Below are 18,721 nucleotides of genomic sequence, written 5' to 3' on the forward strand. Positions count from 1 at the left end.
GTTACCCTGTAAATAAAATGCTGCCAATTTGATCTTAACTATATCGGTTGCAAGTATGGGTTTTAGCCGTATATTTGAAAAAAAACGCACTTCAATTATGTTTATTATTTGGCTATTGTGAGTAGCTGATGCGTATATAGCCCTTTTCGGAGGGTAGGTAGAATTTCAGGGGAAGATTCCTATATTTTCTTGTTTACCTTTCACTTCTTGCACTGGAATCAATACACATGTCCCAATTTTAGGGTTCTCATGGCTCGGCGGTTTGGCACTAAACCTAGTTTCTACTATTAGTCTAGTTGTGGGTAGCGTTCCAGGTTGAGGAGTTCGGTAAGTGGCCCTTGGGGGTGGGGCAGCTGGCTAAGCCAATGGGCTTTGGAATTAAAGAGAAGCGTGATATATAGATGCTGATTTTGAATTAACTGTTAGCTTACAAGGTAATGCTTGAGCGTCAGTCTTGAAAATGGAGTAGAAATTGGATATTGAATTAGAAGCAAAGAAAATTCGTTCCGAGCTAGAGAAATTTAGCCTTCCGGCAATTAAGTTGTTCCCAAAAGCGGAGAAAGCTGAACATATTTGGAGTACAAAGTTTGGCGGGAAACCATATTGGCCAAAGGGTAAGGCATATCCTGTGTCAGATGATGGTGCCAAGTTAATCCTTTTGGCTCAGCTGAACTTCGATGAGCTACCCAAATTGAGTCAATATCCTGAAAGTGGAATACTTCAATTTTTTATCGAGGATGATGACGTTTACGGGATGGATTTTGACAGACCTACAGAAGAAGTAATTTCATCGCCTAGCGGCTATCGGGTCATATACCATCCTGAAATTGAAAAAAATGAATTGTATTTAGAGCAAGATCTTCCAGGAGCGAATGATGAACATTTCCTTCCCGCTTCTAGGGAGTATCGAATTGAATGTATCCTCGATAAAGAAATACCATCACCTACTGACTATAGATATGAGATGTATGCGTCTGATCCTTTGGAGTATGAGGACGACCTTGCTGAATATGTGTACGAGAATTTTTCTGCTGAAGGCAGTAAAATAGGGGGTTATGCTAGTTTTGCACAAGAAGATCCACGTATTTCTGAGAAAAAAGATAATTGGCTTTTGTTATTTCAGATGGACTCTGAACTGGTGGGTGACAATCAAATAATGTGGGGTGATATGGGTGTAGGTAACTTCTTTATCGAAAGAGAAGCGCTAAAGAAAAAAGACTTTTCTAAAGTCTGGTATAACTGGGACTGCTGCTGATAGCTGAAATATATCAAGAATATTAAGGTGTCAATAGTGATGTACCTGATTTAGCTGTTAGCGATAAAGCGAAGCTTGGAGAATCTTTCTGGGTAGTAGAATTTAGGCTAAGTTGAGCGCGCTGGATATGCGCGCTTTGCACAATGAGTGAGCAGTATTTTACTGTCGATAGAGTGGGGCTGATAGTGAAGGTATAGTTGATTGCAAGATTTGCGAAACAGTATTGGAGGATTGGAATGGGTTGTGCTATTTATTTTCCGTTTCTTATAGAGCATGCTTCTAGATGTACATCTATATTTATAGGGCTCCAGCCTGGTTTGTTAAAAATTCTCCATGTTTATCAAAGCTAAAGATACTATACGCATGCTGCCAGGTTGATTGGTGGCGGCAATAATCTCGTTTCGGCCACAAAGAAAGCGGCCTCACCAAACTCACCATTGTTAGAATGCTGGAGGATATTAATGTCAGGAACAGTAGATCTTGGGAAACTATTAGATGATATGAATCCACAATTGTTTGAGAGTGAGTATGTATTTTGTCATGTCTCAGGTCAGCTATCTGATTATGTTCACTTGCAGCCACGTGCCAGTTTTATTGAACCAGAAGGCTTAACCCTGATTTTATTAAAAAGCATTGCTGAGAACGAAAATATCAGATTTGAAAGTACTTACAAACAGATAATGTTAACGGTACATTCAAGTTTAAATGCTGTTGGCTTGACCGCAGTAATACCAAATAAGCTTATGTCAAAAGGTATCAGTGCAAACGTAGTAGCTGCCTATTTTCATGACCATATCTTTGTTCAATCAGAGAAAGCTAAAGCTGCATTATCTGCTCTGTATGAAATATCAGGAAAAAACAGCTAGCAGGATACCGTTAGGGGATGAGTTAACATTAAAATCTAAAGATGGACTTTGGAAAAGCAATTTACCACCAAGGAAGAAGTGAAGACGTGAACTATAAAAGCAAAGAGTTATGCAGAATTAGAACAGTTACAACTTTTATTAGTTTGGGGCGAGATAAAAATAGTTGGAAAAAAGAAATTGAGAAGGCATCATTTTTTTGTGCCAGCCTGTCAAAGGAGTTTCATAATAATGGGTATATTGTTCAGTCGGTGAGGGTTGTCACTAATTCGTTTGGCGAATATTTAAATACTGATTCATATGAAACAGCAAGAGTTGACCTGCAGTATATAAGTAAATTATTGGAAGGGGCAAACAGGTCTGGGCTCCGAATTCGCTTTGCTATTGGTGAAGCAAAAACCAAAAATGAGATAAAATTACTCCCAGAGTTGATTAAAGATTTCGGTGATTTATGCAATGTCTGCGTGAATGTGAGCCTTGATGAGTTTGGGGTTCTTACCAATGATCTTATAGAAGAATCGGCTAAAACTGTGTTAAAGATTAGTCAAATCACGGAAAGAGGAGAGGGGAATTTCAATTTCACCGTTAACTTCAATTGTGAACCTCTTATCCCATACTTTCCTGCTAGCTATCATCGAAAAGAACTAGGTAATTGTTTTGTTATTGGTTTAGAGACCCCTGATTTACTTGTGAATGTGCTAAAACTTTACAGTCTAAGTGCATCTACTAAGAGCCATAATGAGCGTTACAAAAACTACTTTCAAATTATGAGAAATGCGCTTCAATATCATATCTCAAGCATCAATGAAGTCATATTGAACTCACAGTCTAAACACAATTTTAGGTTCTCTGGCTTTGATAGTTCTGCAGCGCCTTCAAAAGATTGTTCAAGTATGGCTGAAGTCTATAAACAAATGGGTGTAGAATATTTTGGTGCATCCGGAACAGTTGAAGCTTCGTCATTATTGACAAAAGTCTTCAAGTCTATAGAGGGAGTAGATTTAGTCGGGTTCTCTGGTCTTATGCTGGCATTAACTGAAGATACTGGCTTGGCTGAAGGGACTAAAAAGGACAATTTTGATATACGATCCCTTCTAACATTCAGTGCTGTTTGTGGCATCGGTTTGGATACGGTTCCCATTCCTGGCGATACTCCCATAGAAAAGATCTCTGCACTTATGAGAGATACCGGAACTATGGCCTATCGACTAAATAAACCATTAACTGTTCGCTTATTTCCAGTTCCAGGTCTTACAGCAGGTGATCAAACAGTTTTTGAAAGTGATGATTTATGCAATTGTACCGTGCTCTCAGTACCGTAAGTTCCAAATTATCAAAATAACCATCTAACTAAGCCGGTGGTGCCTATAATACACTTTAAGCAGCGGCAAGGTTGTATGCATACGTATGTAGCAATTTTAACTCCATTGGATACTTCGCTAAGCTAGACAAACTACCAAGCAAGGCGAAGGATGGCAACAAAAGATGGTCCTACTCAGAAAAGCAAACGCTCTTTCTTGGGTGTATTTCCTGTAGGATATAAATACAGGTGTGCTTAGTTAGAGTGTTTGTTTTTGAGGGGGGATATGAAGTAATTGCCGCATTTTTTCAAAAAATAGAGTTTAACTTCTTTAAGGAAGGATTTGTTAGTCTCTCTTTCATTGGAGAATCTGCCTTCAATGTCTTCCAGTTTTTATTCCTCTTCTTTTAAGTGCGTAAGTAGATCTCTTCGTATCGTATGGGGAAGTAGATTAAAGACATGGAAATAAGACCTTACTAGATTTATTTCCGTTTTTAGTGGTGATAGTGGGACACTTGTTCCACTTGCTGGGCTTCCATAAATCTGAATTTTTGCACTTGTCTGATTGTTTCCTATTGATGTTCAGACTGAGAGCGGCATTCTTTGAGGTAAAAATTGAAAGATGATGCTTGTTGGGAGGATGCTTAAGCTTTTATTTGCAGTAATTGATCATTTTTAGAAAATTGTGTGAAAACACATAGATCTAAAAATAAATTATGGCAGACTTAAATGAAGCTCTCTTGTGCCGGTATGGCGGACAATCATATAGTGGTCGGTTGTTATATTAAACGATTAGATTAAAAGGAATAAAAATGTACGTTTTTAATACATTTAAACAGCGGGTAAATGTAGCGAACAGTAGATTTACTGAGGCGCGTTCTTCTTTGAGATCTTTGTACACGGTGCTACGCAATGCAGACCCCGGGCAAGCCTCTGTAGCCGATATTTTAGGTGCCATTCGTCCAATGTCGGCAAGGAAAAAGTTAAAATATAGAAATGCACTTAACTATCTGCTCACACATCTTGGTGGTGAAATTCAACCACAAAATTTCAGCTGGATGAGCCCAGGTATTGGAGGTATGTCGAAATTCAACAGCAATCCAGATCTAGATAAGGCAGGTCTCTGGCTTTATAAAAATGATGTTCGAACAGTCATAACTATTGAAAGTAATGGGGCAGCTGCCACGAAAGCTGCAACCTCTGGAACCTTCCCAGATTTTAAATGGTTTAGCTGTTTTCTAGCGGATTGGCATGCCCCTTCTGTTAAACAGTTGGTACGTTACTGCGAGGCTGTCCATGAGCGTAGCGCTTATGGATCTGTTGCCACCCACTGTTGGGGCGGGACCGGGCGTACAGGATGTTTTCTGGCGGCTTGGTCGTTATTTACTGGTTCTTCAAGGTCTGCTCAAGAAGCCCTGGGAAAGGTCCGCAGGCAATACAACACACACTCAGTAGAAATGAAAGCTCAGTACAACACTCTCGCAAGATTCTCAGATCATCTGGGTTATGTAGCATCAAAGACCTATGATGACAATACATTGGACCACGCAGGTGGACACTGGCACCCGGGCAAACAGGACTTTGGCATTGCCCAAGATCCAGGGCATGCCGGTTCTGGTGGTGGTACAGGGGATGCCGTTTTCAAAAAATTGGTTGGTCAACACGGCGTTGCGAATAGTAAAAGCCCTTATGTTACTGAATCACCCACTGCACATGTGCAAGTGGTAAGGGCATGAATGAGATATGAAATAACAGAGCTCAACCCCGTTGGGCTCTTTTTTATTATGTATCTTGCGGCTTAATAATGCCTGGTTTCTACGGAGAGGTTTGGCACGGTCTTTCATTCTCACAGAACCTGTTAGCAACATACTCTACGACCTACTCCTTGTTCATTTTCAGTGGATACATAGATTTCTGTGCGGTGGAAGGAGGGTGATATAGTGCTTCAAGCTATGGTTATGGGAAACTTGCGAATTAGGATGGAGTAGGGGGGAATTAAATATGAAATAAACCCTTCTATAAATTGCCAAGAGATATAAATTAAGTCAGTTTTTCTATGAAATTTTCTGGAAATAAGTAGAGTATGGATGGGGGAGAGCTATAAAGACTTTGCTGTATTATTTATATTGAGCGTTCGTACTATCTAAAGGTGGAGTGTGAACTTTTATATATTTGTATATGGTTGAGTTAACCAGCTTCCGAATCATTGAGAAACGTGATATAGGTACCAACTTTGAATCAACCGTTATACTTGAATTAGAGAATACAATAATGAAAAAAATAGTGTTGATGGCTGTAACGTTTTTGGCTATTTCTGGATGTAAAACTACGTCTGTGAGAAATGATGCAGATACAGGATTCCAGGTGGCACACTCAGAATACTTAGGGAAGAAGCTATACGATGCAGTGCTTTCAGAAGATGGAAGCTCACCCTATACAAGCAGAGAGCAGGATATCTTAGAAATGTCTAAAGACCTTGTATGTAAGGGGAGGTACAAAGCTGTATCGGTAGTGGATGAAAAGTTTGAAACTGAAAATATATATCTCCTATTAAGCCCTGAGAATGATTCTGGTATTCAATTTGGCCGTCATCTGAAGTTCAGACTCAGGTTAGGTAGTAATGATATTGTGGATGTATCTCCATCAACAAAGACCTGTCTATTGGTTCCGGCTGAGGGGGATGGTATCCCGTTCTCTACTCACTTGATCTCAAATGTACCAACTGAATTTCATGTATTTTTGAGTCTGTATCATGAGAAGAAAATTTATGTAAGCACTTCTGCTGGCCTTTGGAGCGTAGACGCGGGTAAGGTCACCTTGATGGAGTAAATACATAGCAATGAGTACGAGTCGGTACCTAAAGCTACTTATATTTATACACGAGACTGCTTATTTCGATGTGGCCCTCTAATAGGAATCGGGGTATATAAGCCCAGTATATGAGCTATTAGGAGTAGTATGAAAAAAAGAAATTTATATCTCGTATTTGCTTCAATTCTCTGTTTTGCTGTGATAGTAGAAATTTTGAGTAGGACCAGTGGGGTCTGTCTGGGCATTTTGGTAGAGGAAATACCTGATCATGAAAAAGTTAACCATTAAAAGCTTGCCTTTTACGATAGGAATATTTTTCACAGTGGCATTTGTCTTCTTACTTCATGAGTTCATCCGGGGATTTGACTATGAGGATGTGGAATACACAATGGAGATGCTGCCTTATTTAGGAATGTCATTTGCTTGTGCTTTAGTAGGTATTCCGTCAGTTATCTATGGTATTAATCGTTTATCTGATGGGGCTTCTTAAAAAGTATTTATGGGTGTTTGTAAAGCTGGTGGACATTACTTACACCCGATATAGGTTGTTTTTCATTGTGTTCAGAGTGTGATCGTCTTTCTAGATCATGGGGTGAGTATGATTTATTGGATTTGGCTGCGTCGACTGAACGCTTAGGGCACGACGAAAATAGAGTTTAATTCAAGTATTTCCGTAGTTTCTATTAGCGCCCATTCGGGTTTAAGGGGTTGCAGTTGTCTAATAGAAGATTTGGTTATTAGTGACACAAAAGAGTGGTCTAGCAGTTCCATATAGATATGGAATTCTTTCTGGTTGGCATAGATGCCGACATTGATCTCCTGAGGCTTCATAAGATAAGCTGTATTTGCCTCGCTATTCAGGCATAGGCCCAATTAGTTACTCGAGTTATGCGTAGTCAGTGTCTATCACACTTATACTTGTTCGCTGACTTTATAAATCGGTACTGAATTCAATTTCGGGACATAAGGGTATATTTGGACTTATACCGCACAAAGGATTCGGCTCTTCGCGAGAATCAACCAATGAGAAAATTAGCCATATTGATATTTCAAACGCTTGACGGTGTAATGCAAGCTCCGAGTGTACCTGAGGAAGATTTTTCAGGTGGCTTTAGTCATGGAGGTTGGGCTAAAGATTGTTGGGATGAAGTCATGGAGCAAGTGGGAAAGGAAGCAATGGCAGAACCGTATGATCTGCTATTAGGGCGCAATACATACAACTTGTTTGCCTCAAATTTCTCGAATGCGGAACCTGGCAATCCAATCACAGATAAACTTAATCAGGCAAAAAAATACGTTGTGACATCAGGCACTGATGATCTCATGTGGAATAATTCATTCAAGCTCAGGAGCTCGAATGCGGCTTTAGAAGTCGGCAAAGTTAAAGAAATGGAAGGGCCGCTGTTGCAGCTTCATGGAAGTTGGCAATTGGTACAGTCACTTCTAAAGCATAGTTTGGTAGATGAGCTTAGACTGTGGACGTTTCCCGTAGTTGTTGGAGAAGGAAAACGTTTGTTTGAAAATGGCAAGATCTCATCAAAATACAAACTCATTAAATTTTCGGCATGTCCTTCAGGAGCCTTCATGCACTTCTATCAACTATTAGATGGCAAGGCCGTATAAGGTAGCTTTTAGACAAATAAATTGCTCTCGAAGCGGCTCTTATCAGGCTGTTAGGATGAGGTGCAAGTTTTTATGAAGCAAGAACATATTTTGGTATTTTCACTATCTGTATTGGCTTCTTTCAACCTTTACGCAACATAGGGTGTATACGTTCTGACTACTCTAATAGGGTTCAAAAGGGAATCCAATGCATCTTAATTTGGTTATTTCCATTAGTTGGCGGCCTAATTACTGTATGCTTTGTTGAGCCAATGGATACAAGCTCAAATTATAGAAGACCTGATGCAGCCCCTGGTCAAGATTCAACCCTGCCACTGAGGGATGTATGGATTGAGTTTATACCATTGAACTCAAATATGGTACTGAAGCAGAGTCTTCCCAATTAGGCGATCTACAGAATTCTCCAGTCCTTTAAGTTGTTAGCTCTAATGAAGAAACTCATACTAATTACGCTACTTACGCCACTCATAGCTTGGCCGGAGAAGAGAGTTAAGTTTCTATGCGTGTCAATAGATGGATGTTGGTTGCCTTAGTATGAAAATTTCTATTGAGTAGCTTAGCTAGCGTAAAATTAATGTTGCTAGGGCAAGAGTATATACCTGGCTGTATACAACACTTTCAAACCCCAATGGTAAAAACTCATAACAATCAATAGAAAATTATCCAAAAAACGTGAACTGCCGGGTTACACCATGCTTCGCTCACCCGTATATATAAGATGTCAAAAATTATGAAGAGTATTTCAATACTATTACTATTAGCTTCACTTGACAGTTTGGCGGCTGAATCGATCAGTGGTGCATTGAGTATCTTACTAGAAACTGGTGAAACGAGTAGTTTTGTTCATGTCGGTAACAATATAAGATCTAAACTTTCTGCACGGCGAAGAGTTTTCTCTTTGTGTACTATTCGGGTAGTGCTTGGTGATGCCCAGCCACCTATTGGCGATGGTACTGCGACAAATCATGCTTACATATCTTGCCCAGGCTATAGGGATCTTGGTGTACGCCTAAAAGCCGATCAAGAAGGTAAGCATCATATTGTTGGCTATTGGTCCATGTAAATATTAATAAATGGTTGTTATCAAACCTTCCGCCTAGGCGAATCTATCCGTGACGCCTCCCATAGCCTATTTTTTGTTCACTATAGTCGCGAATAGATCTCTTCAAGGTTGGTAGAGGGGCTTGGTGGAGGTGAATGCCTTTTGGTTACGCAGCTGTTCTTCACTTTTAGTGTGCCAAATGAAGCAGTAGTACAAGTTTTTAGGCTTTGGTCGGTATAGCATATACAGGATCAATATGATTTTATCTAGCGCTACTCAAACCACGAGTGGGTAATTCTTGGCGGAAAGTTGTAGCAGGTGTTCTTGTTGAGCAAGCGTTCTATTTGACGGGTGTCCAGGGCTACTATACGTATACTCACAACTCTGGCAGTATAGATATGGCCAAGTAGTATTTTGTTAGCTGGGAGAAATTCTGGTAAGAGCCAAGTCGTGCAATTGAAAGGAAGTACTTTGTGGAAGCAGATAAAGCCACCTTGGAGCACTAAGGCTTTAACAGGTTCAAATACTCGGCTTATAGCCTGGTTACTAACCCCTGAACACTGACAGACTACGCGCCTACAGATGTCAAGCTAATTTAGAGAACATATTTAAAGTGCAGTACATATACTTATTTTTACTGTTGATTATTCCCCGTATAGCACTCACTGATAGCCCAATCGAACCTTGGGTTACCCAGTTTAGCTTTACAAACGGTTGGGGACAGTATGAAGTTATCTGGGTAACATCAGATGGGAGCGCTGGTTACGCCAATTTAGGCCATTCAGGTACACTTCCTTGCCAATTTAAGTTTCCGAAGATTGAAAAAGTGAAGGTAATTTATAGTTTAAATAAAGCGATAAGAGACCTGAAGCTTGCTCCAAATCTAGGAGATGAATCCTTTTCCTGTGACGATGAAACAAGAGTTTCTATTGCTGTAAGTCATAAGCCGACACGAGATGGAATTGTAGGTTTTGAGAGAAGAATGAGCATGATCCCTCGATGTAATGACTTCTTTATTGATACTAATTTATTTACAGCAGCCAGCATTGTATATGAAAATATTGAAAAGCTACCTAGTGAATGTAAAATAAACCCCCTAGAACACTAAAAAATATCAGATTCACTTCGTTGCGTATTGTGTCACTCGAAAATTTGTATTGGAGTTAATGCGATAATTGAGATTTAGTGTGTCTTGTTATCTGAGAGTATCTCACTCCCCTATAGGAAGGAGATACTGCGCCCAGTATTTTCCATTACCTATTTTTAATACCCACAAGGTTTCTTCAAATTGTGCGAAAGAATTTTACGACGTAATCCCAGGTTCTACCCTTAGAAACGGAATAGGTGAGTTGTAGACATGGGTATTTCCCGAGGATGGAGAAGACTAGCAAGTAGCTTTCGGGAAGGCGTTAGTTTTCGGGGGTATGGCTGGTTCGTAATAAGAAGTGGACTTCTAACTAGACTATTCGCAAGATGCGAATTAAGGCAGTATTGGCATTTATGTTCTATTCTGCATGCCTGAATAGTAGAGCTATTTCCTCTATTCTTTTGAAAGAACCAACAACTAATTTTGATTAACGGTTAACAGTATGGGGCCAGCGTGAGGTATTTTGCTTACGGGTCAAATATGTCCCGTCCAAGATTGAAGGAAAGAGTTCCAAGTGCCGTGCGGATAGGAGTATTTGCTCTAATTGAACATTGTCTCTGTTTTCATAAAGTGAGTAAAAAGGATGGATCTGGTAAGTGCGATGCACTATTTACTCGAGACCCTGGGGACTATGTTATTGGCGCCCTGTTTGAAATATCAGATAGCGAAAAAGGTGCTCTTGATAGAGTGGAGGGCTTAGGATACGGCTATCAGGAAAAGAGAGTTTGGGTGACTGACGCTAAAGGGGATTCGCTCGAAGCATTTACATATTATGCAACGAATACGGATCCTTCATTGCAGCCTTATTCTTGGTATCTATATCACGTGATATATGGAGCGAAAGAAATAGGGGTTCCGGCTGACTACCTAAAGAAGCTGGAAGCTACCAAAAGTATAGAAGACCCGGATAGAGAAAGGGATGCAAGAGAACGTGCAATATATAGCTAATAAAGCTGATACAGAGGCAGCTTTTCTGTTGTGGATTCATCTTCACTACAAGGCTGCCTATGCAGAAGGAGTTCGAGTTCAACGATGATTTTTTCATTGATAAAGGGTAAGAATGTCTGGGAATTATTGCTTTCCACACTGTTACTAGTCCAAATTTTACTTCGAATGGTAGATAGCCCTGCATCTTTAAGATTGTCAGCTGTTGTGCTCCTTTGTATAACGCCATACATAATCACACTAATATTTAGAAGCTGGATTTTAGGCCATAAGCTTCACAGGCATGCTCATCGTCATCGTACTGATTATCGAAGGCCAGCCTTTTTGTCGCTGGCACTAGTACCTCACAATATGGTGATTGTGTTGTTTATTCTTCTTCCGCCAGTATTGTTTATTGAGTTTCTTTTCGGTTTGGATAGCGCTTCCGCTACGCACACTGAGGGCCTAACTGTAATCTTATTGTTTACCTCAATCTCGTTTTGGTATTTTCGAGTAGTGGAGCCGGTGCTATCCAAGGAAATTGGTTCTTGAGTTGAGAAATGCTTCTAACAATATTGGCATAAGCGTGTACTTTATACGTTGAAACTGTGACAAGTTACTCGTGTGTGCGGCGAGTGTTATATGACGTATTAAGCAAGGACTAAATCACTTGAAAATAAAACTATCTGATGAAGAGGTTTCTACGCTAAGTGCAGCCACCAAACAGCTCGTAGTGAAGAAGCGTACTGGAGAGGTGGGCATATTACACGGTATGAATCGCTTTGTTTCAGCGCAGGTGGTTCTAAAGAAAAAAGACCGAGAGGCTCTGTATTCAGCCTTTAAGAAACTGGGGATGGCTGGCTTTCCAAAAGAGGTAGATATGTGATTATAGTATCACAAGACCTTAAATAACAAAAAATGAGAGAGGATGGCAAAATCCTGGCTTTATTTTTGTGTTGCTCGATAGGTTCGAAATCCAATTTAAAAGTAATACTTCAGTACGTAGCGCATTAGCTGGACGTTCAGACTGTAGAAACTAGCGTATATCTATGATCTTTCAGGCGCGACTGAAATTTAACCAACTATTGTGCTTCTACATGAATTCTGATTTAGTTTTAACTGATGAGTAGGCAGTACCTCAACACAAAGAACTAATATATTGCCGCTTTCGTACTAAGGATATGATGTTATAGCGGTTACTTAAACAAGTAATACATTTAGTACCCTGCAGAATTAGCCACGTAAAGGAATGCAAGATGGATATTTGCTCAATTCTTGAAAAATCTGCTCTCAATAACTTGCGCTGCTTACTTTTCGTACTCTTTTGGTGGGTACATAGACTTCTTAGGGATGAATGGAGAGTTTTGGAGGTGTGAATGCATATTTTTACTTAATTGGCTTTCGCTTTCCGCACTGTAACTGTAACACCTGTGCCTACTGCAGAGCTTTTGTTTATGGTCAACCTACTTGCTTCCTGAAGATGCTCAAGTTGAGGGTTGGTATTCCTTGGTGATTGATACTTTACGAGTGGGGAAGGGCCGTAGCGGTGCAGGGTAGCAGAGGATGAGTGATATTCTTTCTGAGTTTACGATGCACTATAGCTTATTGAGTATACAAATTTTTACAGGTTCAATTTCCCTATACGACTACTATTGCCCTGCTAACCACTCTATTTGGTGGCGGGCCAGAATGTTTGCCCGCTGGTGTTCAGCGGCGCTATTCCTATACTCTAAACACAGCTTTCACCTGCGACCTCGTAAGATCGCTTACAAAAGATATGGTTTGTTCTTGATTACATTTGGGTGTAATCATCCGTAATTCTTCATTTATTTTCTTGTCTTGCTATTTGTGTAAAATTTAATAGTTGTGAATTTGATCTAGAGATAAAGTGATGGGAATAAAAGATAGCGGAAATATTGGTGAAAGTCGCCCTTTCGCAATGGCTTTAGCTGAGGGAGATATAGGCGATAAGACAGTTGATGTCGGTGTTATTTTTAATAACAGGGAAGTTGATAGGCATTTTGTTTTGCGAACTTGCTATCTAACTTATGCAGCATGGAAATCAACCTATGGAGGAAGTGCAGCTGGATCTCCATTTATAACTAGCTATGCGTATGGATTGGAGGGAGCTAAAAAGCAAGATCCTGAGTCGAAAGGATATGCAGCTTGGTTAGGTGGCGAGTTATGGGTTTTTGGTGTTGATGCCACTAGCTCAAGAGATATTTATAAAGCGCTAGATATAGCTGCGGAATGGTTTGGCGTTAGGCCAGAATTTTTCTTGAGTGATATTTACGTAAAAAACCTAAATGTAGATACTAATAAAAAAGAGACTAATGAAACACTTGTCAGAAGAAACAAGAGGTTGTACGCAAAGACATGTGAAGCAATTCATCGGGTCTCAAAAATAAAGAGTAGCTCAGTGAATTTCTGGGTGTTTAGTCACAAAGAAAATTATAAAATAAAGCAAAAAGATTTACGCTCTGCAATGAGGGCTGGTGGGGCCAGTATAGCTTTTTCGAGCAAGGAGAAGCATAGCGTTAATTCAGGAAGTAACAATGGAGAAAAAGAGTTCGAGCATCGTACTAATCTGCATTTGGCAAAAATAAATTTTAATATTAGCCCTTTGAAGGATTTGATGTCTAGTCGAATGCCTCTCGAGCAATATTTAGGTGAAGCTGCTCTCTTATAGATTTTATATGGCAACAACGTATGTTTTGAGGTTCTTTTGAAGTTATGGCGAAACCCAACTTTCATGAGGTCTCAAAATATTTCTGTGGTATATCAGTGTAAATTGAAAATCTAGAGTGTATAGGGATAATAATCTCTCCTCTTTTTAGTAAAAAATAAAGCCTGCCTCGTTCAAGGCCTTTTTCTATGAGAGTTTATAGGTCATCGTATTGTAATTTTTAAGATACAAGCGGATTTATCAAAATTTGAAGTATATCCAAATTATCGGATTTAAGTGATTGATTATTTTTTTACTAAAGCAAACTCTAAGTCATGATATAGCTGTATTTGAACTATTACATGTAATTACCGTATCCTTGACTCAAATAACGTTTAACTCTCATGGAGGAAGCCTGGTTATGGCCTCCACTATGAGAAATTCGCTATTAACTCTCCGCTTGTGTCTAATTTTTGTTCATTTTCGATGTGTATATAGATCTCTACGTGATGAAAGGGCAGGAGCTTGGGGAGTGGGTGTTTATCTCTACTTGATTTCCTTTCGTTCTCAGTACTGTGAATGAGGTATTCGTTGGTTCATTACTTTATAGTTAATCTACTTACTTCAGGCTGATACCCAAGCCGTGGTTGGGTATCGCTTATAGGGAGAACTAAGATGTTTGCGAGTGGGGAATGGCCGCAGTGGTGCAGAATAGGGAAGGGCGGGGACGAGCCTTCCTGAATTGGGATTTCACTATAACCTATTGAATTTAAATCATTACTGGGAAGGATGCAACCCAAGCTGTTTAGCGGCAACGCTAACACCGATTTTGAACGCCAGTACTTTCAATACTTCTCTGAGCATTGTTTACGAGTGGTTTTGGTTGGATTGCTTGGTCTGGCCATAGAGCTCCACTGCTGCATATTTTATCGCTTAAGAGAGTGTCCGTCGCTAGTGGGTAGAATCTGATTGTGCGTGATTGGGTTGGAACATTTTGTAATTATTGATGGTTATGCTATATAGACCCTGCTTTTGAATTTACTGTTAGGCGCTCAATCAACTTATGTTAAAACTTAAGCAATTAGCAAAAAAGTTGCTGGAGGAGGGTAAGAGCTTACCTTTTTCAGTTTATTCCTCATATAAGGAACAAAATATTTTTAATGTTCCAATTGTTAATCCTACCTTGATATGTGTACTTGACGGATGCAAGGAACTAGGTGGGGATAGCCAAAAGAGCTGCTCAGCTGGGGAGTTTATATTTCTATCTAATAGCCCTAAAGTTGATATGCGAAATATCCCAGTCGATTCGGAATATTTTGCGCTGCTTATTGAATTTGAATATAAGGATTTCGATAGATTAATTTTTGAGAAGAGTATTGAAAAAAGCTATTTTACCGGTGAGGTAGGTTCTACTTTGGAGATAACCCTCCATCAGTTTATGGAATGGGGTTCCTCCGTTTCTTCAGATCTATGGCATATTCGAAGACAAGAAATATTACAAACATTATTTTATTTGGGGTACCAAGAAGTAGCTTCTGTATTGGAGTCAGCGAGTGTGAGTCAAAAGTTATATAGAATTATCAGTGAAAATCCAGCAGCGGACTTAAGGGTAGATATGCTGGCGTCAAAATTAGCAATGAGTGAGTCAACACTAAGAAGGAAGTTAAATGGTGAAGGTACAAGTGTTAAAGTTATTATAGATGATGTCAGGCTTGGCTTTGGACTGCACTTGCTTCAAACGACATTTGAGCCTGTAGGCCGTATATCAGAAAGGTGTGGCTATAAGTCACAGTCTCGATTTGCAGATAGGTTTAAGCGAGCTTTTGGTATAACCCCTATAGAACTGAGAAAAACAAGAGTGAACGTTTGAGGCAAAACTTTGACTGTTTTTGATCTATTACTCTGAATATGAAACTCCTATCATAAGTATTCATTCGGAATATATTTGGAGAAAAAATGTCAAGTGTAATAAGCAGGTTCAGTTTTGTTGTCTTTACAGTGCTCTTGTCCGGTGCGGTTTCTGCAGAGTCATTTTTGCTATCGAGTAAAGATATACATGCTGGAAAATTTATGAGCAAAGAGCAGGAATTCCAAGGGTTCGGCTGTACTGGTAGTAATATTTCACCACAGTTATCTTGGTCTAATGCGCCAGAAAGGACAGAAGCTTTTGCTGTTTTTGCATATGACCCTGATGCACCAACAGGTAGTGGTTGGTGGCATTGGCAACTTGTAAATATTCCCAAAGATACTACTTCACTGCAGGCTGATGCAGGAAGCTCAGAAAAAAACCGTATCCCTCAGGGTAGTATACAAATAGTAAATGATTATGGTTTAAGGGGCTTTGGTGGTGCTTGTCCACCTAAAGGCCATGGCGCCCACCGGTACCAGTTTACGGTTTATGCATTATCAAAGAAATTAGATTTACCAAGCGATGCATCAGGGGCACTAACTGGCTATATGGTTAAGGCTAACTCTCTGGGCGCAAGTACTATCGAAGCTTTATACGTACGGGAGTGACCGCCGATGAGCAAATTCAGATGAGGCCATGGCGCATCTGATGTGACCGGGAGCGAGATAATTGAAGTTTTGTGTTTCTTGCCATTCACTAAAGTTAAACTGCTTAAGAAAAAGCCCTGGCAGGCCTCCTTTGGTGAGGCCGCTTCTCATTAGCTTCATTCAGATGTGTGCGGAGGGTTCATTTCGTTTGATGGGTGTGGATGTCTGCCTTTACTTGATTCTGGTTTACTTTTAGCTCGATAATTGAGGCATTCGTACCGACTCCTAGGTTCTCGCCGGTTTAGTGATTTATGGTCAAAGTGCTTACTTCGTGCTTGATTTTCAAGCCGTGGGTGGGCATTCCTTGGCGGAGAAGCTTGGTAAGTGATGTCTTGTAGAGGAATCGGATGGCTGAGGAAGTGGTGGGCCAGAATTTCATAAATATGGAAGTAAAAATAGAAGCATTAATAGAGTTGCCAATATCAGATCAGGCTTACGATCTTAGGAAAGAATGTAGCTCGACTGCAAGAGACGAGCTACTTACAGTAAGTGGATATCGAGACTTGGTCGGATATTCAGCTGATCATCAATTTCATTCGTTAAGTAAGCTTAATGACAACAATTTGGCGCGCGCAATTGAACTGCATATATCAGATTTTGAAGTCAAAGATTGTTGCGCCTTCTTTGGCGGCTTTGCTCTAGTCATAAATGGAGTTAATAAATTATTTCCCCAATGTTGTGGGACTATGGCTGATCTTGAGTCCTGGATGCGATTGAAGTCGGAATCCGATCTCTACATAGCCATTGAGGGGCATCCAAGTCCGCGTGCGTTTAGAAAGGGCGATAAAGTAATAATTGAGTGCATTGATGACGAGCCATTCATCCCGGTCACAGATAGAAAAATTGAGGTTGATTATCCTGCTTTGTGTGAGGCGATAGGGGTGGCCGAGTCAGAGATTATCATGGTGGCAAATCGTATAGATGGTTTGGCAAGCTCAATGGGGTTGCCAAAAAATACATCTATTCACTTGCTAAGAGAGATGGCGTAGGGCATGTAATAAGAAAATACAGCGGAACTGAAACTCCGCTGATTTGGGCGTTAGTACGTCAAGCTAAGCTTGATGCTTCTTGCAGGGTGGAAGTCCCTGTCGGGTAAGGCCTAACCAGCCACCCGTATCGAGTGTTGCGCGTAGGGCGGAGCAGAAGGAAAAAAATATACTCATTTTTTTCTCACTGTGAACAAACTATGTGAAGCGTACACAGAGAATTCTATAGACCATAGGGGTTATCGTGACCCTGAAGTGCTGGTATCGCTCCGATAATAAAGTGAGCTCCGATTGACGAGATGTGTAACGCCATCGAAGTCCAGGCAAAGCAACCGCATTGGTGAGGTTGTGGCGGATCGGCGGGGTTATCAAGCCGTGGCATGTAGAAAGAGAGGTATTGAGAACTTGAGAGATCCGAGCAGGTTCCTGAAGGAACAGGTAGGGACGTTAAGCCTAATGGTGAAACCAACGAAGACCACTCGGAAGTCGGATCAGCTCATAGTAGTCCGAGAGCGGGAAAGCCGCTTACATGGCGAAGGAGCTGACAGTAATATCGGTGTGCAACAGAAACATAGTCTGGACAAAGTAGGGCTGGAGACACTATGACAACCGCCTTGCACGCCATCGCATTTAAAGCACAGAGCCACCCCGCGCACAGGTTTCAGAATTTATACGGACTGCTAAATTCCAACCTGCTGTATCAAAGCTGGGGCCAGCTCAACAAGCAGGCCCGCCCCGGTATCGATGGAGTAACAACCGAAGTTTACCGGCAAGGTCTGCCGCAAAATATCCAATGCCTACATCAACGGCTGTGTGACAAACGCTACCGCACCCAGGCGATTAAGCGGGTATTGATTCCCAAAGGCAATGGCAAGCAGCGCCCACTGGGGCTGCCTACGGTGGAAGACAAACGGGTGCAGCAGAGCGTAGCGCAGCTACTGCAAAGTATCTGGGAGCAGGATTTTCTGCCCTTTAGCTACGGCTACCGCCCCAGGAAAAGCGCCCACCAAGCCGTACATAGCCTTGGCTTAAATCTGCAATTCAAAGGCTACGGCTACATCGTTGAAGCCGATTTTAAAGGCTTCTTCGATCAGCTGGATCACGACTGGTTACTGCGCATGCTAGCCCTTCGTATCGACGACAAAGCCCTGCTGACACTGATTAAACAGTGGCTTAAGGTGCGCGTGCAAACTCCAGATGGTAAATTCAGTAAAGCGGCAGCAGGCACCCCGCAAGGTGGCGTGATCAGTCCGGTACTGGCGAACATCTATCTGCATTACGCCCTGGATTTGTGGTTCGAGAAGAAGGTTAAGCCGCGTATGCGTGGCAGAGCCATGCTAATCCGGTACGCCGATGATTATGTAGCGGCTTTCCAATTGAAAACGGATGCAGAGCGATTTTACCGGGTGCTACCGCAACGGCTGAACAAGTTTGGCTTGCAGTTAGCCCCCGAAAAAAACGTACCTGAAGCGCTTTAGCGGCTTCCATCCGGGCCGAAAACGGCAGTTCCAGTTTCTGGGTTTTGAGTTCTACTGGAGCCTGGACGTCA

Annotated in this window: 16 protein-coding genes; all 16 read left to right on the top strand. The window is 41.0% G+C overall.

The genetic code is table 11. From position 1 onward, the window contains the following. Nucleotides 1-472: 472 nt before the first annotated feature. Nucleotides 473-1,255 carry a YwqG family protein gene (locus tag P0078_RS00695; protein WP_282932562.1) on the top strand — a complete coding sequence of 261 codons (783 nt, stop codon included), beginning with the start codon at nt 473-475 and terminating at the stop codon, nt 1,253-1,255. A 461-nt stretch (nt 1,256-1,716) separates the two neighbouring features. Next, nucleotides 1,717-2,121: an ACT domain-containing protein gene (locus P0078_RS00700; RefSeq protein WP_282932563.1), complete on the top strand. Its 405-nt coding sequence runs from the start codon at nt 1,717-1,719 to the stop codon at nt 2,119-2,121. 41 nt (nt 2,122-2,162) lie between these two features. Continuing rightward, the gene (locus P0078_RS00705) at nt 2,163-3,440 is read left to right on the top strand and encodes a DUF711 family protein (RefSeq protein ID WP_282932564.1); all 1,278 of its coding nucleotides are present in this window, start codon (nt 2,163-2,165) and stop codon (nt 3,438-3,440) included. Between the two features lie 790 nt (nt 3,441-4,230). Next, nucleotides 4,231-5,154, top strand: a complete 924-nt coding sequence (locus tag P0078_RS00710; protein WP_282932565.1) for a phosphatase domain-containing putative toxin — start codon at nt 4,231-4,233, stop codon at nt 5,152-5,154. A 535-nt stretch (nt 5,155-5,689) separates the two neighbouring features. After that, on the top strand, nt 5,690-6,247 hold the full coding sequence (locus tag P0078_RS00715; RefSeq protein ID WP_282932566.1) for a hypothetical protein: 558 nt from the start codon (nt 5,690-5,692) through the stop codon (nt 6,245-6,247). A 250-nt stretch (nt 6,248-6,497) separates the two neighbouring features. Further along, on the top strand, nt 6,498-6,719 hold the full coding sequence (locus P0078_RS00720) for a hypothetical protein (RefSeq protein ID WP_282932567.1): 222 nt from the start codon (nt 6,498-6,500) through the stop codon (nt 6,717-6,719). Nucleotides 6,720-7,252: 533 nt separating this feature from the next. Further along, the gene (locus P0078_RS00725; RefSeq protein ID WP_282932568.1) at nt 7,253-7,852 is read left to right on the top strand and encodes a dihydrofolate reductase family protein; all 600 of its coding nucleotides are present in this window, start codon (nt 7,253-7,255) and stop codon (nt 7,850-7,852) included. A gap of 718 nt (nt 7,853-8,570) precedes the next feature. Continuing rightward, entirely contained in the window at nt 8,571-8,915 is a 345-nt protein-coding gene (locus tag P0078_RS00730) for a hypothetical protein (protein WP_282932569.1), read from the top strand. 592 nt (nt 8,916-9,507) lie between these two features. Then, nucleotides 9,508-10,002 carry a hypothetical protein gene (locus P0078_RS00735; RefSeq protein WP_282932570.1) on the top strand — a complete coding sequence of 165 codons (495 nt, stop codon included), beginning with the start codon at nt 9,508-9,510 and terminating at the stop codon, nt 10,000-10,002. A 492-nt stretch (nt 10,003-10,494) separates the two neighbouring features. Further along, a complete protein-coding gene (locus tag P0078_RS00740) occupies nt 10,495-10,989 on the top strand; it encodes a gamma-glutamylcyclotransferase family protein (RefSeq protein WP_282932571.1) in 495 nt (164 codons plus the stop codon). A gap of 646 nt (nt 10,990-11,635) precedes the next feature. Further along, nucleotides 11,636-11,851 carry a hypothetical protein gene (locus tag P0078_RS00745; RefSeq protein WP_282932572.1) on the top strand — a complete coding sequence of 72 codons (216 nt, stop codon included), beginning with the start codon at nt 11,636-11,638 and terminating at the stop codon, nt 11,849-11,851. A gap of 1,005 nt (nt 11,852-12,856) precedes the next feature. Then, complete coding sequence (locus P0078_RS00750) at nt 12,857-13,654, top strand: hypothetical protein (protein ID WP_282932573.1); 798 nt, start codon at nt 12,857-12,859, stop codon at nt 13,652-13,654. A gap of 1,039 nt (nt 13,655-14,693) precedes the next feature. Next, nucleotides 14,694-15,500 (top strand): helix-turn-helix transcriptional regulator, encoded by an 807-nt coding sequence (locus P0078_RS00755; protein WP_282932574.1) that lies wholly within the window; start codon nt 14,694-14,696, stop codon nt 15,498-15,500. Nucleotides 15,501-15,586: 86 nt separating this feature from the next. Beyond that, nucleotides 15,587-16,147 (top strand): YbhB/YbcL family Raf kinase inhibitor-like protein, encoded by a 561-nt coding sequence (locus P0078_RS00760; RefSeq protein WP_282932575.1) that lies wholly within the window; start codon nt 15,587-15,589, stop codon nt 16,145-16,147. Nucleotides 16,148-16,533: 386 nt separating this feature from the next. Then, the gene (locus P0078_RS00765; RefSeq protein WP_282932576.1) at nt 16,534-17,175 is read left to right on the top strand and encodes a hypothetical protein; all 642 of its coding nucleotides are present in this window, start codon (nt 16,534-16,536) and stop codon (nt 17,173-17,175) included. A gap of 599 nt (nt 17,176-17,774) precedes the next feature. After that, nucleotides 17,775-18,650, top strand: a complete 876-nt coding sequence (locus P0078_RS00770; protein WP_282932577.1) for a reverse transcriptase domain-containing protein — start codon at nt 17,775-17,777, stop codon at nt 18,648-18,650. Nucleotides 18,651-18,721: the final 71 nt, after the last annotated feature.

It is taken from the genome of Microbulbifer sp. VAAF005, from assembly GCF_030012985.1.
Taxonomy (GTDB): Bacteria; Pseudomonadota; Gammaproteobacteria; order Pseudomonadales; family Cellvibrionaceae; genus Microbulbifer.

What these genes read in the sequence shown, in the direction of transcription:
- P0078_RS00700 (WP_282932563.1), top strand. Translation starts at nt 1,717, where the DNA reads ATGTCAGGAACAGTAGATCTTGGGAAACTATTAGATGATATGAATCCA.
- P0078_RS00705 (WP_282932564.1), top strand. Translation starts at nt 2,163, where the DNA reads ATGGACTTTGGAAAAGCAATTTACCACCAAGGAAGAAGTGAAGACGTG.
- P0078_RS00710 (WP_282932565.1), top strand. Translation starts at nt 4,231, where the DNA reads ATGTACGTTTTTAATACATTTAAACAGCGGGTAAATGTAGCGAACAGT.
- P0078_RS00715 (WP_282932566.1), top strand. Translation starts at nt 5,690, where the DNA reads ATGAAAAAAATAGTGTTGATGGCTGTAACGTTTTTGGCTATTTCTGGA.
- P0078_RS00720 (WP_282932567.1), top strand. Translation starts at nt 6,498, where the DNA reads ATGAAAAAGTTAACCATTAAAAGCTTGCCTTTTACGATAGGAATATTT.
- P0078_RS00725 (WP_282932568.1), top strand. Translation starts at nt 7,253, where the DNA reads ATGAGAAAATTAGCCATATTGATATTTCAAACGCTTGACGGTGTAATG.
- P0078_RS00730 (WP_282932569.1), top strand. Translation starts at nt 8,571, where the DNA reads ATGTCAAAAATTATGAAGAGTATTTCAATACTATTACTATTAGCTTCA.
- P0078_RS00750 (WP_282932573.1), top strand. Translation starts at nt 12,857, where the DNA reads ATGGGAATAAAAGATAGCGGAAATATTGGTGAAAGTCGCCCTTTCGCA.
- P0078_RS00755 (WP_282932574.1), top strand. Translation starts at nt 14,694, where the DNA reads ATGTTAAAACTTAAGCAATTAGCAAAAAAGTTGCTGGAGGAGGGTAAG.
- P0078_RS00760 (WP_282932575.1), top strand. Translation starts at nt 15,587, where the DNA reads ATGTCAAGTGTAATAAGCAGGTTCAGTTTTGTTGTCTTTACAGTGCTC.
- P0078_RS00765 (WP_282932576.1), top strand. Translation starts at nt 16,534, where the DNA reads ATGGCTGAGGAAGTGGTGGGCCAGAATTTCATAAATATGGAAGTAAAA.
- P0078_RS00770 (WP_282932577.1), top strand. Translation starts at nt 17,775, where the DNA reads ATGACAACCGCCTTGCACGCCATCGCATTTAAAGCACAGAGCCACCCC.